The sequence below is a fragment of the Oceanicola sp. 22II-s10i genome (assembly GCF_002210105.1).
In the GTDB taxonomy this organism is placed as follows: domain Bacteria; phylum Pseudomonadota; class Alphaproteobacteria; order Rhodobacterales; family Rhodobacteraceae; genus Pseudooceanicola.
The window spans coordinates 15993-31806 of record NZ_AQQU01000017.1; the positions used below are offsets into that span (position 1 = coordinate 15993).

Annotated in this window: 12 protein-coding genes; 1 reads left to right on the top strand and 11 read right to left on the bottom strand. The window is 68.4% G+C overall.

The annotated features are described in order from the left end of the window. Positions 1 to 121: 121 nt before the first annotated feature. The 11 genes from ATO6_RS22790 to ATO6_RS22840 form a co-directional block, all read right to left on the bottom strand. Positions 122 to 829: a glycosyltransferase gene (locus ATO6_RS22790; protein WP_088626285.1), complete on the bottom strand. Its 708-nt coding sequence runs from the start codon at positions 827 to 829 to the stop codon at positions 122 to 124. A 160-nt stretch (positions 830 to 989) separates the two neighbouring features. Next, positions 990 to 2798, bottom strand: a complete 1809-nt coding sequence (locus tag ATO6_RS22795; protein WP_088626286.1) for a class I SAM-dependent methyltransferase — start codon at positions 2796 to 2798, stop codon at positions 990 to 992. A 54-nt stretch (positions 2799 to 2852) separates the two neighbouring features. Continuing rightward, complete coding sequence (locus ATO6_RS22800; RefSeq protein WP_088626287.1) at positions 2853 to 3497, bottom strand: hypothetical protein; 645 nt, start codon at positions 3495 to 3497, stop codon at positions 2853 to 2855. Positions 3498 to 3542: 45 nt separating this feature from the next. Next, positions 3543 to 4187 carry a hypothetical protein gene (locus ATO6_RS22805; RefSeq protein ID WP_088626288.1) on the bottom strand — a complete coding sequence of 215 codons (645 nt, stop codon included), beginning with the start codon at positions 4185 to 4187 and terminating at the stop codon, positions 3543 to 3545. Between the two features lie 34 nt (positions 4188 to 4221). Further along, a complete protein-coding gene (locus tag ATO6_RS22810; RefSeq protein WP_088626289.1) occupies positions 4222 to 5331 on the bottom strand; it encodes a hypothetical protein in 1110 nt (369 codons plus the stop codon). A gap of 13 nt (positions 5332 to 5344) precedes the next feature. After that, positions 5345 to 7732, bottom strand: a complete 2388-nt coding sequence (locus ATO6_RS22815; protein ID WP_088626290.1) for a hypothetical protein — start codon at positions 7730 to 7732, stop codon at positions 5345 to 5347. After that, on the bottom strand, positions 7729 to 9255 hold the full coding sequence (locus ATO6_RS22820) for a hypothetical protein (RefSeq protein WP_088626291.1): 1527 nt from the start codon (positions 9253 to 9255) through the stop codon (positions 7729 to 7731). The genes ATO6_RS22815 and ATO6_RS22820 overlap by 4 nt, the downstream gene beginning before the upstream one ends. 14 nt (positions 9256 to 9269) lie before the next feature. Continuing rightward, a complete protein-coding gene (locus ATO6_RS22825; protein ID WP_088626292.1) occupies positions 9270 to 11627 on the bottom strand; it encodes a hypothetical protein in 2358 nt (785 codons plus the stop codon). 159 nt (positions 11628 to 11786) lie between these two features. After that, entirely contained in the window at positions 11787 to 12632 is an 846-nt protein-coding gene (kdsA, locus tag ATO6_RS22830; protein WP_088626293.1) for a 3-deoxy-8-phosphooctulonate synthase, read from the bottom strand. Continuing rightward, positions 12629 to 13414: a 3-deoxy-manno-octulosonate cytidylyltransferase gene (kdsB, locus tag ATO6_RS22835; RefSeq protein ID WP_088626294.1), complete on the bottom strand. Its 786-nt coding sequence runs from the start codon at positions 13412 to 13414 to the stop codon at positions 12629 to 12631. Before kdsB ends, kdsA begins: the two co-directional genes overlap by 4 nt. After that, positions 13411 to 14391, bottom strand: a complete 981-nt coding sequence (locus ATO6_RS22840; protein ID WP_088626295.1) for an SIS domain-containing protein — start codon at positions 14389 to 14391, stop codon at positions 13411 to 13413. Before ATO6_RS22840 ends, kdsB begins: the two co-directional genes overlap by 4 nt. Before the next feature lie 290 nt (positions 14392 to 14681). On the opposite strand from ATO6_RS22840, the gene ATO6_RS22845 reads away from it, so the two are divergent. Next, positions 14682 to 15752: a DUF2793 domain-containing protein gene (locus ATO6_RS22845; RefSeq protein ID WP_176441068.1), complete on the top strand. Its 1071-nt coding sequence runs from the start codon at positions 14682 to 14684 to the stop codon at positions 15750 to 15752. The last annotated feature ends 62 nt before the right edge of the window (positions 15753 to 15814 follow it).

Here is a 15814-nt window from a genome sequence, read left to right on the forward strand (position 1 = left end):
TCTTGGTTGCTGCTGCCACCGGTTCGCGCGGAACCGGCCCTTGCACGCGGCCCCGGCGATGCGGGGCCACGGGATCCTTGTCCGGAAGCGGGCAGCCCGGAACGCGCTGCCCGCTTCCCGCTCACTCGGCGGCATGTGCTGCGGCGTCCGAGGCAAGATACATGTCACGCTCGGCGGTCCACAGATCGCCGAACATCACGTCCTGCCAGTTCTCGAACCAGGGGCCGCCGTTGGTGTAGTGGATGCAGACCGGGGTCTTGTCGGGCTGCGGATATTCGCCCTCGAGGAAGTTCCACTTGAGGTCGAGCGCGCCAAGCTGGCTGTCGTCGGTCCAGCTGAAGCGGTGCAGGAACGCCGGCTCCGAGCCGTTGACCAGTTCGGGCGTCAGCTTCTTCACGTCCGGATGCGCGCCGTTGAACATCATGAAGGACGACCAGTTCTTGCGCGGGTAGACCGTCTGTTCCTTGCCGTCCATCTTGACCATGTTGGCGGGCGTGTAGTCGTGCTGGACGCAGTAGAGCGCCTTGTCCTCGTCCACCTCGTCGAGGATCTTGAAGATATCGTCGGTGATCAGGAAATCGCAGTCGACGAAGATCGACCAGCCGTCATGCGCGCCGATGTAGGGGGTCAGGAAGCGGGTGATCGAAAATTCGGTCGAGGCCTTGTCCTTGGGCCGGGTATAAAGCCCCAGTTCGCGCAGGGTCGGCTGCTTGAGCGGGTAGATCTCGAGATCCTGCGAGGCGTGGCGGAGCATGGAATGCCGGCACACCTGCCATGCGATGTCCTCGCGTGAATCCCAGCCGACAAAAACTTTCAGCTTCTTCGTCATATCAATAGCCTTTCGCCATCTGTGCTAGAGGTGTGTTCCGCCACCGCGCGGTGGCGGGATCTTGTGTTTGGCGTGGTCCCGTTCTCACATACGGTCTGGCCGATTTTCTTATAAATCCAATGTTTCGGGGACGCCACGCTTCTCTCCGGCCGGATGCCATCTAATCCTTTTTCGGGCGGCGAATTGCCTGTGAAGCAGCCCGAAGCGGCGCGGAAAGCCGCCACGAGGTGCTCTTGCGCAGGGCCTCGTTCTCGAACTCCCAGTATTGCGCCTTTTGCGTCAGCGTCGAGACGTCCTCGCGCGCCTTCGCCAGAGCCGCCCGGATCTGAGTATTCTCGGCCCGTATGGTCTCAAGGTCGTTTGCCAGATCCTGACGGCGCGTCTCGGATATCTCCCGCTGATCCTCGGCCTCGGTCAGGGCGCGCCGCAGCTCGGTTTCTTTCTCCTGTGCGGTCTTGCTCCGTCCGATCATCTCGGCCAGGTCGCGCCGCGCCTGCTCCACCGCCTGCTCCGCGGCCTGCTCTGCCGCGCGTGCATCGCGCTGCGCCTGGTTCACGCGGGCCTCGGAGGAGGCTTCGTTGTCCTGCAGCGTCATCACGATGCGGCTCAGCGCCGAAATCTCCTCGTGCCGGTCGTGAAGATCGCCCTGCAATTCCGCGATCCGGGCCCGGAACTGCTCGGCCTCGGTGGTCAGCCGGTCGATCTCGCGGGCCCTGAAGGTCTCGGGCGCGGGATCGTGCGGCGCGGGGACCGGACCCGCGTCCCGCAGGGCCTCGAGCTTTTCCAGCGCAGCCCGTTCCGCGTCCTGCGCCGCGATCAGCGCCTCGGAGAGCCGGTTGATCTCGTCCCGGCTTTCGGCGCGCAGATGCTCGTAGTCCGCATCGGGCACCGCGGGGTCAGGCGGGGTCGCGGCGGTCTCCGCCGATGTCGCCGCCAGGCGGTCCTCGGACTGGGCGAGGGCTGCGGACAGCCGGGCGATCTCCGCCCTCAGCTCCGCCTCTGCCCCGCTGTCGGGCGCGGCGATGCGCGCCGGTGCCGTGGCCGACACCTGGACGGCGGGCGCGCGGTCGCCCAGCACGGCCTCGAGCTCCCCGACGCGCCGGGCCAGCCATTCGGCCTCGGCCTCGGCGGCGCGACGTTCCTCGGCATTGTGCCGGGCCATCTGGGAATCTGCGCAGGCGCGGCCCAGGCGGCTGAACGTGGCATGGATCGCCTTGCGCGCCACCGGATCGTCCTCGGTCGCGAACAGGCGCTCGAAGCTGGCGTTGCGCTGCGCACCGACGCCGATCACCGCCAGCCCGTGGCCATGGGTGAATTCGAAGACGGGATAACGCGCGCGCAGTTCCCGGACGAGCCGGTGCACCCCGAAGCCGCGCTCGCGCACGTTGCTGTCGTGCAGCACCACGATCGCCCGGTCCGACAGCTTGGGCAGCCAGCCCTCGAAATCGCCCTTCACCGCATCGTAATCGTGGCAGCCGTCGATATGCAGCAGGTCGATGCTGTCATCCTCGAAATGCTCACGCGCCTCGTCGAACCCGGACCGGACCAGACGGGAGAATTCGGAATATAGCGCGTTGTTGTGTTCGCTGACCTTCTCGAACACCTCGGGGCCGTAGAACCCGGCGTGCTCGTCGCCTTCCCAGGTGTCGACGGCAAAGGCCCGCAGGTCGAGCCCCATGCGCTCGGCCGCCTGGCAGAAGGCGAAATAGGACACCCCCCAGTGGGTGCCCAGTTCCACGAAGATCCGCGGCGCCTGCGCCTCCATCAGCCAGAAGGCGAAGGGCACGTGTTCGAGCCATGCGGACTTGGCCAGATAGGTCGGCCGGGTCAGGATCGTCGGCAGGCTGAAGAGGCTGAACAGCGTGGTGTCCGACGCCCGGCCCGGCAGCGCGCCGGACAGGGACGCAGACAGCGCCGTCGTCTTCTCCGGGGACTTGCTTGATTTCTTCTTGTCGTTCTTCTTTGCCATCGAGACGTTCGCTGTTCCGAAATTTTGCCGCCGGTATCCCGGGCGGCGACCGGGTCATGCCTGATCGGTCAGATATCTGGGGTCGCCGTTGGAAACGGCCTCTGCAGCGATCTTTGCCACCAACCCGGACGACACCTCAAGACCGCAATGATCCGCAATGGCCAGGACCATCTGTTCCGGAAACTGCAATGCCTTCTCGTAGGAGATCAGGAGGACAGGTATCGCGTTCCGTGTCACCTGCTTGAGCAGCAGCACATTGGACTTGGCCGATTTCCTGAGGGCCTTGACGGTCGCTATATCGATTTCCATGCTGTTGCGCAGGGCAATGGCCACGATATCGCGGAAGACGACGATGGCGCGCGGGTTCCGCATCCGTGCCGCCAGGCCCGAGACGTCGCCGCGCGCGGCCGGGCACTTGAACCCCCAGCGGTCGTGGTCCGCGTCCCGGACCCGGCAGATCCTCTCGAACGCCTCCAGATCCCCGGATTTCACGGCGGCCAGAATATCCGCGTCCTCGAGAAACTGCGGCGATACGGTTTCCCCCATGAACACACCGAGGTCCTGCATGACACGCGCCAGCATGGTGGTCCCCGAGCGGCCCAGCCCGAAGGCGAAAATCGTCGCCTGTGCCGGGCAGGGGGACGGGTTCAGTATGTGCAGACCCGGATTGGTGAGGTTCTCGGACGGGGCTTGATCCATCGCCGTCACGCCCTGATCAGAGGTCGCCGGGTCATGTCCGAACGCTCAATTGCTGGCCCCGTAGAGATAGGTCGGATCGCCGTTGGCGACCCGGTCCCGGGCAATCTGCCTTGCCCGCTCCTCCGAGATCTCGATGCCGGAATGGGCCGCGATCGCCATCACCAGACGATCGGGATACTGCAGCGCCTTTTCGTAGGAGACCACGAGCGTCGGGATCTCGGCCTTGATGACCTCGTCGATCAGGGCGACATTGGCTTTCGCGGCGGCCTGAAGGCCGGGGATGACCTCGGCATCGACGGAGATGCTGTTGCGCAGGGCAATGGCCACGATATCGCGGAAGACGACGATGGCGCGCGGATTCCGCATCCTTGACGCCAGGCCCGAGACGTCGCCGCGCGCGGCCGGACACTTGAACCCCCAGCGGTCGTGGTCCGCGTCCCGGCGACGGCAGATCTGCTTGAATGCCTTCATATCCCGCGCCTTGATGGCCAGCTGGATATCCTTGTCCTCGTGGGTCTGCGGCGTGATCTTCTCACCCATGAAGATGCCCAGCTCGGCCATTGCCCGCGACAGCATGGTGGTCCCCGACCGGCCCAGCCCGAAGGCGAAGATAGTCGCCTGTTCGGGACAGGGGGCAGCGTTCAGGACATGCACGCCATAATTGATAAGGTCGGCTGTTTCGTCTTTCACGGGTATTCCTTTTGGTCATCCACCTGCGGGGCTATCAGGGTGTCGTCACTTGATCGTGCAGGGTCAGATCGCGAACCTGTCCGAATATCTCGAGCACCTGTCGGGTCAGGTTTTCCCTCTGATAGACGGTTTTCAATCTCTGTGCAGCCCTGCTTGTGGTCTCGGCGCGGCGGCCCGGATCGAGGATCAGCCGCTCCATGTACCCGTACCATGCCTCCTCGTCCCCGGCCAGAAAGCCCGCGCCCCCCGCGCAGGCACGATGATAGACCGGAAGGTCGGAGGCGACCACCGGAATACCCGCCTGGCTGTATTCGACCCATTTCGTATCCGCCTTGCAACGGTTGAAGCGGTTGTCCTCCAGCGGCGCGAGGCCGATCCACCAGCCCAGCCGGCGCAGCAGGGCGATGAAATCGTCGTAGTCCAGCATCCCCGGTGTCACATGCCCGACCCGGTCGGAAAACGGCTGCAGCGCCCGGGGGATCGGCAGGGTGCCGAAGATCTCGAACCGCAGCGTCGGAAACCGCAGCATCAGCCGGGCGATCGCCCCCTCGATCATCTCGAGATCCGCGGCATGGCCGCCGCTGCCCATGTATCCGATCACCGGCCCGGTGGCCGGCGGCAGCGGCGGGGCCGTGTCCAGGTCCACCGAGCAATAGATATCGCCCGCCACGATCGGCACCCGGATGCCGTGGCCGCGCAGATCCTCGGCCAGCGGCGCGGTCGAGGCATAGAGCAGGTCGCAGGCCTCCATGTTGTCGCGCAGGGCCTTGAGCCGGGCCGGATCGTTGTAGGCGGCGTATTTCTCGGGTCCGAGGCTCATCGGGACCTGCAGCAGGTCGTCGTCGATATGGAAGATCACCGGGATCCCGGCCTGGCGTGCCAGTTGCGCCCAGTAAAGACCGTTCTGGTAGGTATAGCGCGACAGGACCAGAAGCGTGGGCTGCACATAGTCGAACCGGGCGCGGATGGCCTCTTTCTGGCGGAGGTTCTTGTCGAAATAGACCAGCATGTCACCGGGTCGCGAGGCGAGAGGCTGGGCGAAGCTGATCTCCTGTGTGGCTCCGACCCTGTCGGCAACGACCAGAAGCCGTTCCGGTGCCCATGCGGAGGCGGGGCGAGAAGCAATCATGGTCATGGCTGTCATCGGGCCTCCGGCATCAGGATGGCATCAGGTGATCGCGCAGCGCCTCCGGCGTCAGCGCCCGCCGCAGCCCGGACAGGTCCGGCGGCGCGGCACCGGCGTCACCGCTGCGCTTCAGGGCGTCGGCGTGGTCGAACACCGACAGGATCTGCGCGCGCAGCGCGGCGTCGGAATATCCGAGCAGGACATGGGTCTGGGCCGCCCCGGCGATCCGGCGGCGCAGGTCGGGCCGGTCGGTCAGCAGGTCGAGCGCCGCCTCCCAGCCCTCGTCCCCGACCAGAAGCCCGCGGCCGCCGCCCGCGCAATCGTCGTAGACGAGGCCGCGGCTGGCGATCGTGGCCATCCCGGCCGAGGTGTATTCCACCCATTTCGTGTTCGCCTTGACCGCGTTGAACGGGCTGCGGACCAGCGGGGCGATCCCGATGTCCCAGGCCCGCTCGGCCAGCTTGAGCAGGAACTCGGCATAGTCGCGCACCGGCTCCACCACCGTCACCCGCGCGCCAAACGCCGCCAGCGTGTCCGGCATCGGGATCGAGCCGAACAGCTCGAAGTTCACCTCCGGGTGCCTGTGCATGTAGGACACCAGGGCGGGCAGGGCGATCTCGAAATCATGCGCGTGGTCGAAGCCCATGTAGCCGATGCGCCGGGTCGGGCCCTCGGAAGGTTCCCGCAGCAGGCGCGAGGCGCAGTAGATCCGCCCCGCCACCATCGGCCCGGTGAACCCGAGCGTGCGGAAGCGCTGTTTCAGCGCCGGGGTCGAGCAATAGACCAGGTCGGCGCTCCCGAGCAGTTCGGCCACCGTGCCGGTCCGCTTCGGATCGCTGTGGATGCGATACTTCTTCTCGCCGATCTCGGGCGGGATGTTCAGCAGGTCGTCGTCCACATGGTAGATCACCGGCGCCCCGGTCTCCCGCGCCACCTTCAGGATCCGGTCGGGATGCGGCCCGCTGTAGCGCGAGCAGACGATCAGGTCCGGCTTCGCCTCGCGCAGGCGGGCCTCGAACCAGTCCCCGGCACTGCCGCTGCGCCGTTCGGTCCCGAACCGGTCGATGATGTCGGTTTCGGTGAGGATCTCGTGGGTGAAGGTGCCATTCGAAAACAGCGGCGAGAGCGGCTTGAGAAACGACAGCTGCAACGTCGGTATCATCCCGTTCGACACGAACAGGATATGCCGCCGCCGGGGCGCGCGGGCCGCAACCGCCGGAACGGTTGCCGGGACCGACGGGGGGGTCGCCGCGGGCGGCACCGGCGCGCTGTCCTCGGTCCAGACCTCGGGCAGCGGCGCGGCGCCCAGCCCGTTGATGAGCAGCCTGGCGAAGCGGCGGTAGATCTCGTCGCGGTCGGTCACCAGCCCCAGCCCGTCCAGATAGCGTTTCTGCCGGGCGAGGATCATGTCGGGGCGCAGTTCGGCGTCGCGTTCGAAGGCGATCCAGTCCTCGAGCGTGCTGATCTGGGTCAGCGCGCCGTAATTGCCCGCATCCATCACACCGCCGGGATCGGTCCAGACCGCCGTCGGGATGCCCGCCAGCACCATGTCGGTGACGATGGTGGAGGGCGCCGAGACGCCGTAGTGGTAGCGGCCCAGATCGACGTTGTAGATCGGCAGGTTGTTCAGCGTGACGTTGTCGGGCAGCGCCACGTTGTTCTTCAGCACGTATTGTCCGCCCGGATGCGGCCGCAGGGTGACCCGGCGGTCGCGGCGGGCCAGGTCGGCGCAGAAATCCGAGAAGATCTCCATGAACGAGGCGCCGTGGTTGCCCGAGGCGCGCAGGCGGACCGAATGCAGGTTCTCGCAGATCATGCCGCCGTCGACGGGCGGGTGCGCGTCGCCGGGAGTCGGGCGCTGCAACAGGGTCGAGGGCCCCGTGACATAGAGCTTCGAGCGCTGCGAGGCCGCGGTCGAGGTGGTCAGTTCGGCCCGGCCGGACCAGCTGCACACGATGTCCGCACCCCAGGTGATGTTGCGCCCGTGCGCGATCACGTGTTCGCGGTTCTGCAGGAAGCCCACGCATTCGAACCCGTGCTGCAGCGTCACCGTCAGGTAGGACGAGGGCGCGACGCGGAAGACATCGGTGGTGTCGCTGTGCGCCGAAAGGCTCGACTCGCTGGCGGCAAAGATCATGCCGGCCCCGCCCTGCAGGGCGGCGAAGGCTTCGGCCGCCTCGCCGTAGGTATGGATGTCCGCCCCGAGATCCTGCGCCATCGCCGCGATCTGATCCCGCCAGATGCCCTGGGCGTCGCGGCCGAAGAACCGCTGCGACACGAAGAACCGGATGCGCGCATCGGTCTCGCGCGCCGCCAGATAGGCGATCCCGCGCACGATGTTCACGTCCTGCACCAGATTGATCAGGAAGACGACGCTGCGTCCGGCGGTCGGGTCCATGACGGGGCGGGGTGCGGTCATTCGGCGGCCATCCGTTCGGGCACGCGGCCGGCCGGGTGCGGCAGCCGCGTCAGATAGGGGGAATTGCGTTCCGACAGGAAGACCCGGACATCGTCGAACAGAAGGTCCAGCAGGGCCCCGACCAGCGCGAGATCCTCGTGGTAGCGCTCCAGCGCCAGAAGATGGCGGAACCGCCGCAGCTGCGGCCGCACGGGACGGAGCTGCGGCAGATCGGCCGCATCCAGGCGGAGCCGGCCCGCGACCTTGTCCTGACCCGGCCGGACCCGGTCGCGCCAGCGCGGCGCCAGTGCCGCCATCGCGCGCTCCGACAGCGCCACATCGACATGGCCGCCGCGCGGATCGAAGGCGGGATCGACGTCGAAATTCAGCCGGACGCGGTTGACCGGGCAGGGCACGGACAGGCAGTCCAGCTTCTGCACCGTCTTGTGGATGTCGCCGGTGCTGGCCACACCGTGGATCACCGCCAGAACCGGGGCCGCGCCCGGGACCGCCCGGACAGGCAGCGCGGACAGGAAATCGGCCAGCCGCACGGCCTCGCCCGCCGGATCCCCCAGATCGCGCATCAGCCGCGAGAACGAGGACAGGGTGTCCTTGCGCAGCCGCAGCCGGTTGCGGTCGAGATCGCCGACGATTTCCGCGGCGTCGCGATAGACGAATTCCTCCAGCGGATCGTAGAGCCGGTATCCCGCCGACAGGACCTGCGCGCCCTTGGTGAGCGTGGTGATCCCGCGGTTGAGCGACTTGACCACGCTGAAGTTCTGGGCGTTGACCGGCAGGAAGCAGACCAGGCTGCGCGAAATCAGCGCGGTCTCGCGTTCTTCGGTCCATTCCTCCAGGCGATAGGGGACGGGCAGCCGCGACAGCAGCTCCAGCCGGTCCACGGTCATCGCCCGCTTGTTGGTCAGGATCGACAGCCGCGGCCGGTAGCCGCCGCCGCGCAATCCGGCCAGCGCGCCGCTCATCGCGGCGAGATCCTGCAGACCCACGCTGAAATGCGGGTTGTCGCCGGTCCCGAACCACCCGATCTCGAGAGTCCGGGTCGCGCGGGCGCGGGCGGCATTGGCCTCGAGCCGTTCGGCCAGAAGGGCGGGATCGTAGCCGCCGTGCGGATCGTTCAGCACGTGGCAGGGCAGGCCCGGCGCGAGATCGTGCATCAGGCCGCGCATCGCCTCGGTGGCGCAGAGGATGAAGTCGAGATGCGGCAGCAGCGACCGGAACCAGACCCGCAGGTGGACAAAGCGCGGGTCCTCGGTCTGGCTGAAGTAATCGTCGAAGATGTCGACCCCGACCCGCTTGCCGCTGGCCTGCAGGCGGGCGGCCAGCGCGATCGCGCGCGCGTCGTTGCATTTCGACAGCAGGCAGATGTCGGCATCCAGCCCCTTGCCGTCGCGCACCGCGTCGATGGCGAAAAGCTCCATCTCGTGCCCGGCGGCGGCCAGCAGCGGGCGGATCCGGTCATAGCGGATACGGACCCCGGCGGAACCGCTCCACTGCTCGTTCGGGATGAATATCGCGATCTTCATGCCCGACCCCCGCGCTACAGGATCTGCCGCAGCAGCGTGACGGAGGCCAGCGTCCGGTCCCATGCCTGCGGCAGGACGGCGGACAGTCCGACCGGGTCCATCTCGTCCCGCGCCAGCCCTTCCGGCAGCTCCGTTCCGACCCGCACCGCCGAGCAGCACAGGCTGTGATATCCCGCCGCCCCCAGCCCCAGGCCCAGGGCGATGTCGGCGCTCGGGCCGGCGGTTTCCTGCATCAGCGGCAGCGCGGCGACCAGCGCCGCATGCCGCACCAGCGCAAAGCGCAGGGCATTGGCCGCGACCGGATAGGTGGCGTTCGGCAGCACCGGCAGGCAGTCGGGTTCGGCAAAGATCAGCTGCGGCGCGGTCATCAGCGACACATGCGAGGGAAACAGCCCCCCGGTCGCCATGCTCAGCATCGTCTTCTTGCCCTTCTGGGATTCGCGCAGCACCGCGCAGGCCGCGGATCCGATCGTGCCGTCGGCCCCGAGCAGCGCGGACAGCGTGGCGAAGGTCCGCGTGTCCGGCAGCCGGATATCGTCCCCCGCGAACAGCACGATGCCCCCGCCCGCGAAGTCGGCGATCCGTTTCACATCCGGCCAGCGGCCCTCGCGCAGCACCTCGATCCGGCCCCGCACCGCACCGGCGATCGCCGCGCGCAGCGCATCGCGCCGCTCGAACGCCGTCATGTCGCCCGTGGCCGGCGCGTCATCGTCGAAACCGGCGATGACGTCGATCCGGTCGTGGCCGGTTTGCCGGACCAGCATCTCGAGGAACCGGCCGGTCTCCTCGGGGTCGCTGGCGGTCAGCGCCAGCGTCAGGCCGCCGGGGGCGGGCGCGTCGGAAAGCGGCAGGATCGGCGTCGGCGCATCAGGTGCGACGGGCATCGCCATCTCCGGCATCGAAGCGGTGCCGCCGGGCCGCCAGGCGATCGACAGGTGCAGCGGCTTCAGGGCCGCGACCGGATCCGCCGCGGCAGCCGTCCGGGGTCCTGTCCGGGGTCCGACCAGCAGCGGCGCCGGCGCGATCCCGGTCTGCGGCTGCAGATCGGGCAGGACGGGCAGGGCGGCCAGCGGCAGCGAGACCGACCAGCGCGGACGCCGGGTGTCCGCGTCGCCCACGAGGAAGGCGCCCGCGGCCCGCGCTCCGGGCGCGACCGACAGCGTGGGGGACAGCAGCGCCGCGATGGTGGGCACGGCATCGCCCGGCAGGATCAGGCAGGTTCCCTCCGTGGCGCCCGCCTCGTCGTCCGGCCGCGCCCCGAGCTGGGCGGCCAGCCGGGGATTCTGCGGCCGGGCCGTGTCCCCGAGCGCGCCGAGCCTCAGGCCGAAGATCCTTTCGATCCAGGCCTGCACGGCGGGATCGAAGGCCGGTTCGGACCCGATGGCGCCCGCCGTGTCGATCCGCAGGTCGGTCAGGGCGGGCGGGGCCGAGAACCGCGCGCGCAGATAGCTGTCCGACACCGCCCAGAACCCGCGCATGAGGCCGTCCCGGCCCGTCAGCCGCCCGGCAAGCTCGGGATAATGCAGGCCGCCGCGCACCAGCGAGGGGAAGGGCAACAGCGCAAGGCCGAGCGTCGCCCCGGTGCGGTCCGACAGCTCCAGCAGAACCGGCATCAGCGGATCGCGCAGTTCGATGTCGATCCAGGCCACGCCCTGGGCCACCAGCGTTTGCCGGTCCACCTGCACCGGCCGGTCCGCGGCCGAAGCCGGGGCCTGAAAGGCGCTCAGGCACAGCCCCTCGCCACGGTCCGCCTCGATATCTCCCAGCCGGATCCGCAGCCTGCCGGAATCCGCCAGCCATATGTCCTCCAGCGCCGAGGGTCCGGTGCGCAGGGCCGGGGTCGCGCAGGCGGGCAGGGCGTCGGGCTCCAGCGGATCGAGCGCGCCCGCCTGAATCCGCGGCTCGGTCCGGTCGAGCAGCACGGCCGGATCGGCGCCGACCAGGGCGGCGTAGAGCCTGAGCGGCCCGCACAGCGCCTTGGCGTCCGAGGAGGTGATGGCCCGCAGCAGCGGCGTCGTCTCGCCTTCGGACAGGGGGAGCGCCGCGGTCGGCGCGGGCCCCGGCACGGGCCGGACAAAGCCGCCGGGAGCCGGGATCAGGGGGCTGTCCTCGGCAGAGGGCGGATGCCCGATCGCCGGTGCGGCGGCGGCCGAAAGAACGGTGTCGAGCAGATCGGTCGACGGGGAAACGACGCGGTTCTCCTGTTTCGCCTTCAGTGCGGCGGCGTTCGGCGCGCGGCCGATGATCCGGCCGATCCTCAGGTAATGCTGCATCGGATCCTGACCGGTGGCCGCCACGTCAGGATAAGTCCTGCGATACCACTCCGGATCGAAATCATCCGGCAGGCGCTGCTCGTCCAGTCCGTCAGCCATGCATCGGGCTCCTTAACTTTCTTCCGCGCGCCGGTCCCCGGCACGATCAGCAATGATTTCAACTCTGCGTCTCCGGACGACACGCGGCGGTCTCCGGCAGGATAAAATGTTCTCTCGATGTCTGATCAGGGCCAGAGAAATCAAATTCTCCGGACGGGGTCACCCCCCTATCTTGGCGAGATCGTCAAATTGCCGCAAACGGCTGATCAGAGCGCCCATTTCCGCGACAGGAATCATGTTCGGGCCGTCGCTCGGGGCGTTGTCGGGATCCTCGTGGGTCTCGATGAAAACCGCCGAGACGCCGACCGCGCAGGCCGCCCGCGCCAGCACCGGGGCAAATTCCCGCTGGCCGCCGCTGGTGGTGCCCTGTCCGCCGGGCTGCTGCACCGAATGGGTGGCGTCGAACACCACCGGCCACCCGGTCCGCGCCATCACCGGCAGACCGCGGAAATCGGTCACCAGCGTGTTGTAGCCGAACGACGTGCCGCGGTCGCAGAGCATGATCTTCTCGTTCCCGGTCGAGGCGATCTTGTCGGCCACGTTGCCCATGTCCCAGGGCGCCAGGAACTGGCCCTTCTTGACGTTGATCGCCGCGCCCGTCTCGCCCGCCGCCAGCAGCAGGTCGGTCTGGCGGCACAGGAAGGCGGGGATCTGCAGCACGTCCACCGCCTGCGCCGCGGGGGCGCATTGCTCGGCGGTGTGCACGTCGGTCAGCACCGGGCAGCCGAATTCCTCGCGGATGCGCGCGAGGATCTCCAGCCCCTTCTCCATCCCCAGCCCCCGCTGGGTGGTGATCGACGACCGGTTGGCCTTGTCGTAGCTCGACTTGAAGATGAACTTCGTGCCCGAAGGCGCGCAGGCCTCGGCGATCTTCTCGGCCATCATCCGGGCGTGGTCGAGGCTTTCCAGCTGGCAGGGGCCCGAGATCAGGGCGTAGGGCTCGCTGCCGCCGATGCGGATATCGCCGATTTCGACGATGCGGGACGGATTGGACTGGTCGGTCATGCGGTCAGGATGCTTTCTATGCGAGCCACGTCTTCGGGGTTGTTGAGTTCCCAGAACACCCGGCCCTTCGCGTCGACCTCGACGCAGCGGACCTTGCGGCCGTTTTCCAGGAAGCGGAGCTGTTCCAGCCCCTCGAGGCCCTCGAGCGGGCCCGGAGTCCAGCCGGTATAGGCCCTGAGCGCCTCGGGCCGGTAGGCGTAGAGCCCGACATGGTGGAACACCCGGCCGAAGTTCGCCCCGCGCTTGGCCGGGTCGATGTAGGGAATGACCTCTTTCGAGAAGTAGAGCGCGAAGCCCTCGGCATCGAAGACCGCCGTGGTGCCGCCGACCCGGCCCGCCTGCCGGTCCTCGGTGAAATGGCCGTAGGTCTGGGCGTCGCAGCGCACCACCGGGGTCGCGACCTCGGCGGCGGGGTCGGCCTTCATCGCGGCGATCAGATCCTCGACGAACCACGCGGGCGTCAGCGGCGCGTCGCCCTGGAGGTTGACGATCAGATCGCTTTCCAGCCCCGCGCGCTCCAGCGCGTCGGCGCAGCGCACGGTGCCGTTCTCGCATTCGGGCGCGGTCATGATCACCTCGGCGCCGAAGTCCCGGGCCGCGTCGCGGATCCGGTCGTCGTCGGTGGCGACATAAACCGCGTCGACGCCCGAGACCGCGCAGGCGGCCTCCCAGCTGCGCTGCACGAGGGTCTTGGTGCCATCGGCCCCGGTGAGGGTGGCGAGGGGTTTCCCGGGAAAGCGGCTCGAAGCGTAGCGTGCCGGGATCAGTATGGTGGTGTTCATGCGACTCCGGCGCGCAGACAGTCGTGGATCCGCAGGATGCCGACGGGGGCCTCCTGTGCGTCGGTCACCACCAGCGTGGTCACCTTGCCCTGGTTCATCACCCGCATCGCCTCGGCGGCCAGCATCTCGGGCGGCACCACCTTGGGGGTGCGCGTGGCGACCTGGCCCGCGGTCTTGTCCATCAGCCCGTCCATCGCGCGCCGCAGGTCGCCGTCCGAGATCACCCCCATGAGGCGGCCGTCCTCGACCACGCAGGCGATGCCGAAGCCGCGGGTGGTCATCGACAGCAGCGTGTCGCCCATCGAAGTGTCGGGGCTGACGATCGGGATCTCGCCCGCGCCGTGCATCAGCTGGCCGACGGTGGCCAGCTGCGCCCCCAGCTTGCCGCCGGGATGCAGGGTGCGGAACTGTTCGCGCACGAAGCCGCGCTGCTCCATCAGCGCCACCGCCAGCGCGTCGCCGAGCGCCATGGTCAGCACGGTCGAGGTGGTCGGCGCCATGCCGATCAGGCAGGCCTCGGGCGCGGGGGGCAGCGGCAGCCGGTAATCGGCCGCGCGCATCAGGGTGCTGTCGGGACGGCTGCTGATCGCGGCCATCGGGATCGCGAAACGCCGGGTATGGGCGATGATGTCGCCCAGTTCCGAGGTCTCGCCGGAATTCGAGATCAGGATACAGACGTCGTCGGCGGTCACCATGCCCAGGTCGCCGTGGCTGGCCTCGGCGGCATGGACGAAGAACGACGGCGTCCCGGTCGAGGCGAGGGTCGAGGAGATCTTGCGCGCGATATGGCCGGATTTGCCGATGCCGGACAGAATCACCCGTCCGCGCGAGGCGAGGATCACGTCGATCACCCGGCTGAAATCCTCTGGTATGGCAGCGGCAAGCGCCCGGATCGCGTCGGACTCGATCTGGAGAACCCGCTGCGCGGCGGCTGTCGCCGCCTCTGTCAGCCGTGTCAGGTCGGAAGCGATATTCATTTCAAATCAACCGTTTTTATAATTCAGGGACCTGCCACGGACATCGGCCAAACGGGGGTGGACGTCAACCTCAAGTCCCGACCGCTGCCGCAGCACGCATCAAATGCTACTTTGATAAGCGATTCATGACAAATCGCAATCTGGAGATCCGTGCTGCGTTGCGGCGAAACTATGCCGAGCCCCCGAACCGGAGGCGCCGGAGGGCCGGCGCGGGCGCGCAACGGTCGCTCTCCGCACCGGCGGTTAACGGCCCTCGGACAGGATGCGCCGCGTCTGAACGCGAGGATCCCATGTCCGACAGCACCGCCCGGCTCTCCCTGCCTCTCATCCAGCCGTCGCAGGCCCAGAAACACGTCACCCACAACGAGGCGCTGGCCCGGCTCGACACCATCGTCCAGCTTGCCGTGACGGGGTTCGACGCGGCCGAGCCCCCCGGCGCCCCCGCGCAGGGCGAGATCCACGCGCTCGGCGCCGCGCCGACCGGGGCCTGGGCGGGGCAGGGCGGCATGCTGGCGGTGTTCCGGGGCGCGGCATGGAGCTTTGTCGCGCCGCATCCCGGCTGGCTGGCCGCCCCTGCGGGCGGCGGCGGGCTGCGGGTCTGGACCGGCAGCGTCTTCGCGCCGGTGCCGAATGCCGAACAGGCCGACCTGCTGGGCCTGAACGCCACCGCCGACAGCGCCACCCGGCTGGCGGTTGCGGCGGCGGGATCGCTGTTCAGCCACGACGGCGGCGACCACCGGCTGACGGTGAACAAGGCCGCCCCCGGCGACACCGCGTCGGTCGTGTTCCAGACCGGCTGGTCGGGCCGGGCCGAGTTCGGACTGGCCGGCGGCGACGATTTCTCGGTCAAGGTCAGCGCCGACGGCAGCGCCTGGACCGAGGGGCTGCGGATCGATGCGGCCACCGGCGCGATGCGGCCGGGCGCCGGGCTGCGGTTTCCCGCCACGCCCGCCCCGGTGGCCGAGGCGAACACGCTCGACTGTTATGCCGAAGGCAGCTGGAGCCCCGGTTTCGGCGCCTCGGGGACCGCCCCGTCCGGCGCGAGCTACAGCGCCTCGGGCAGCTACGTGAAGATCGGCCGCTTCGTGCTGGCCACGTTCGAGATCACGATCACCGCCAAGGGCACCGGCGGGGCGGGCAACGCCAGGATCGAGAGCTTTCCCTTTTCCGGTAGCCCCTGCTACAGCGCCGACATCCGCCACTCCGGCATCACCTTCCCCGGATCGGGCGCCCCCATGGGCCGGCTGAGCGGCATCAACATGACGCTTTTCGCGACCAACGGCGCGGACATGCTCTGGGACGATCTGCCCACCGGATCGTGCAGCCTGCTGGGATCGATTTCCTATATTGCAAGCAGCTAGACCGGCGGGATTCCCCGGCGGCGCAGATTTTTCCCCTCTTCCCTTGCAAGCCTCTGATAAGC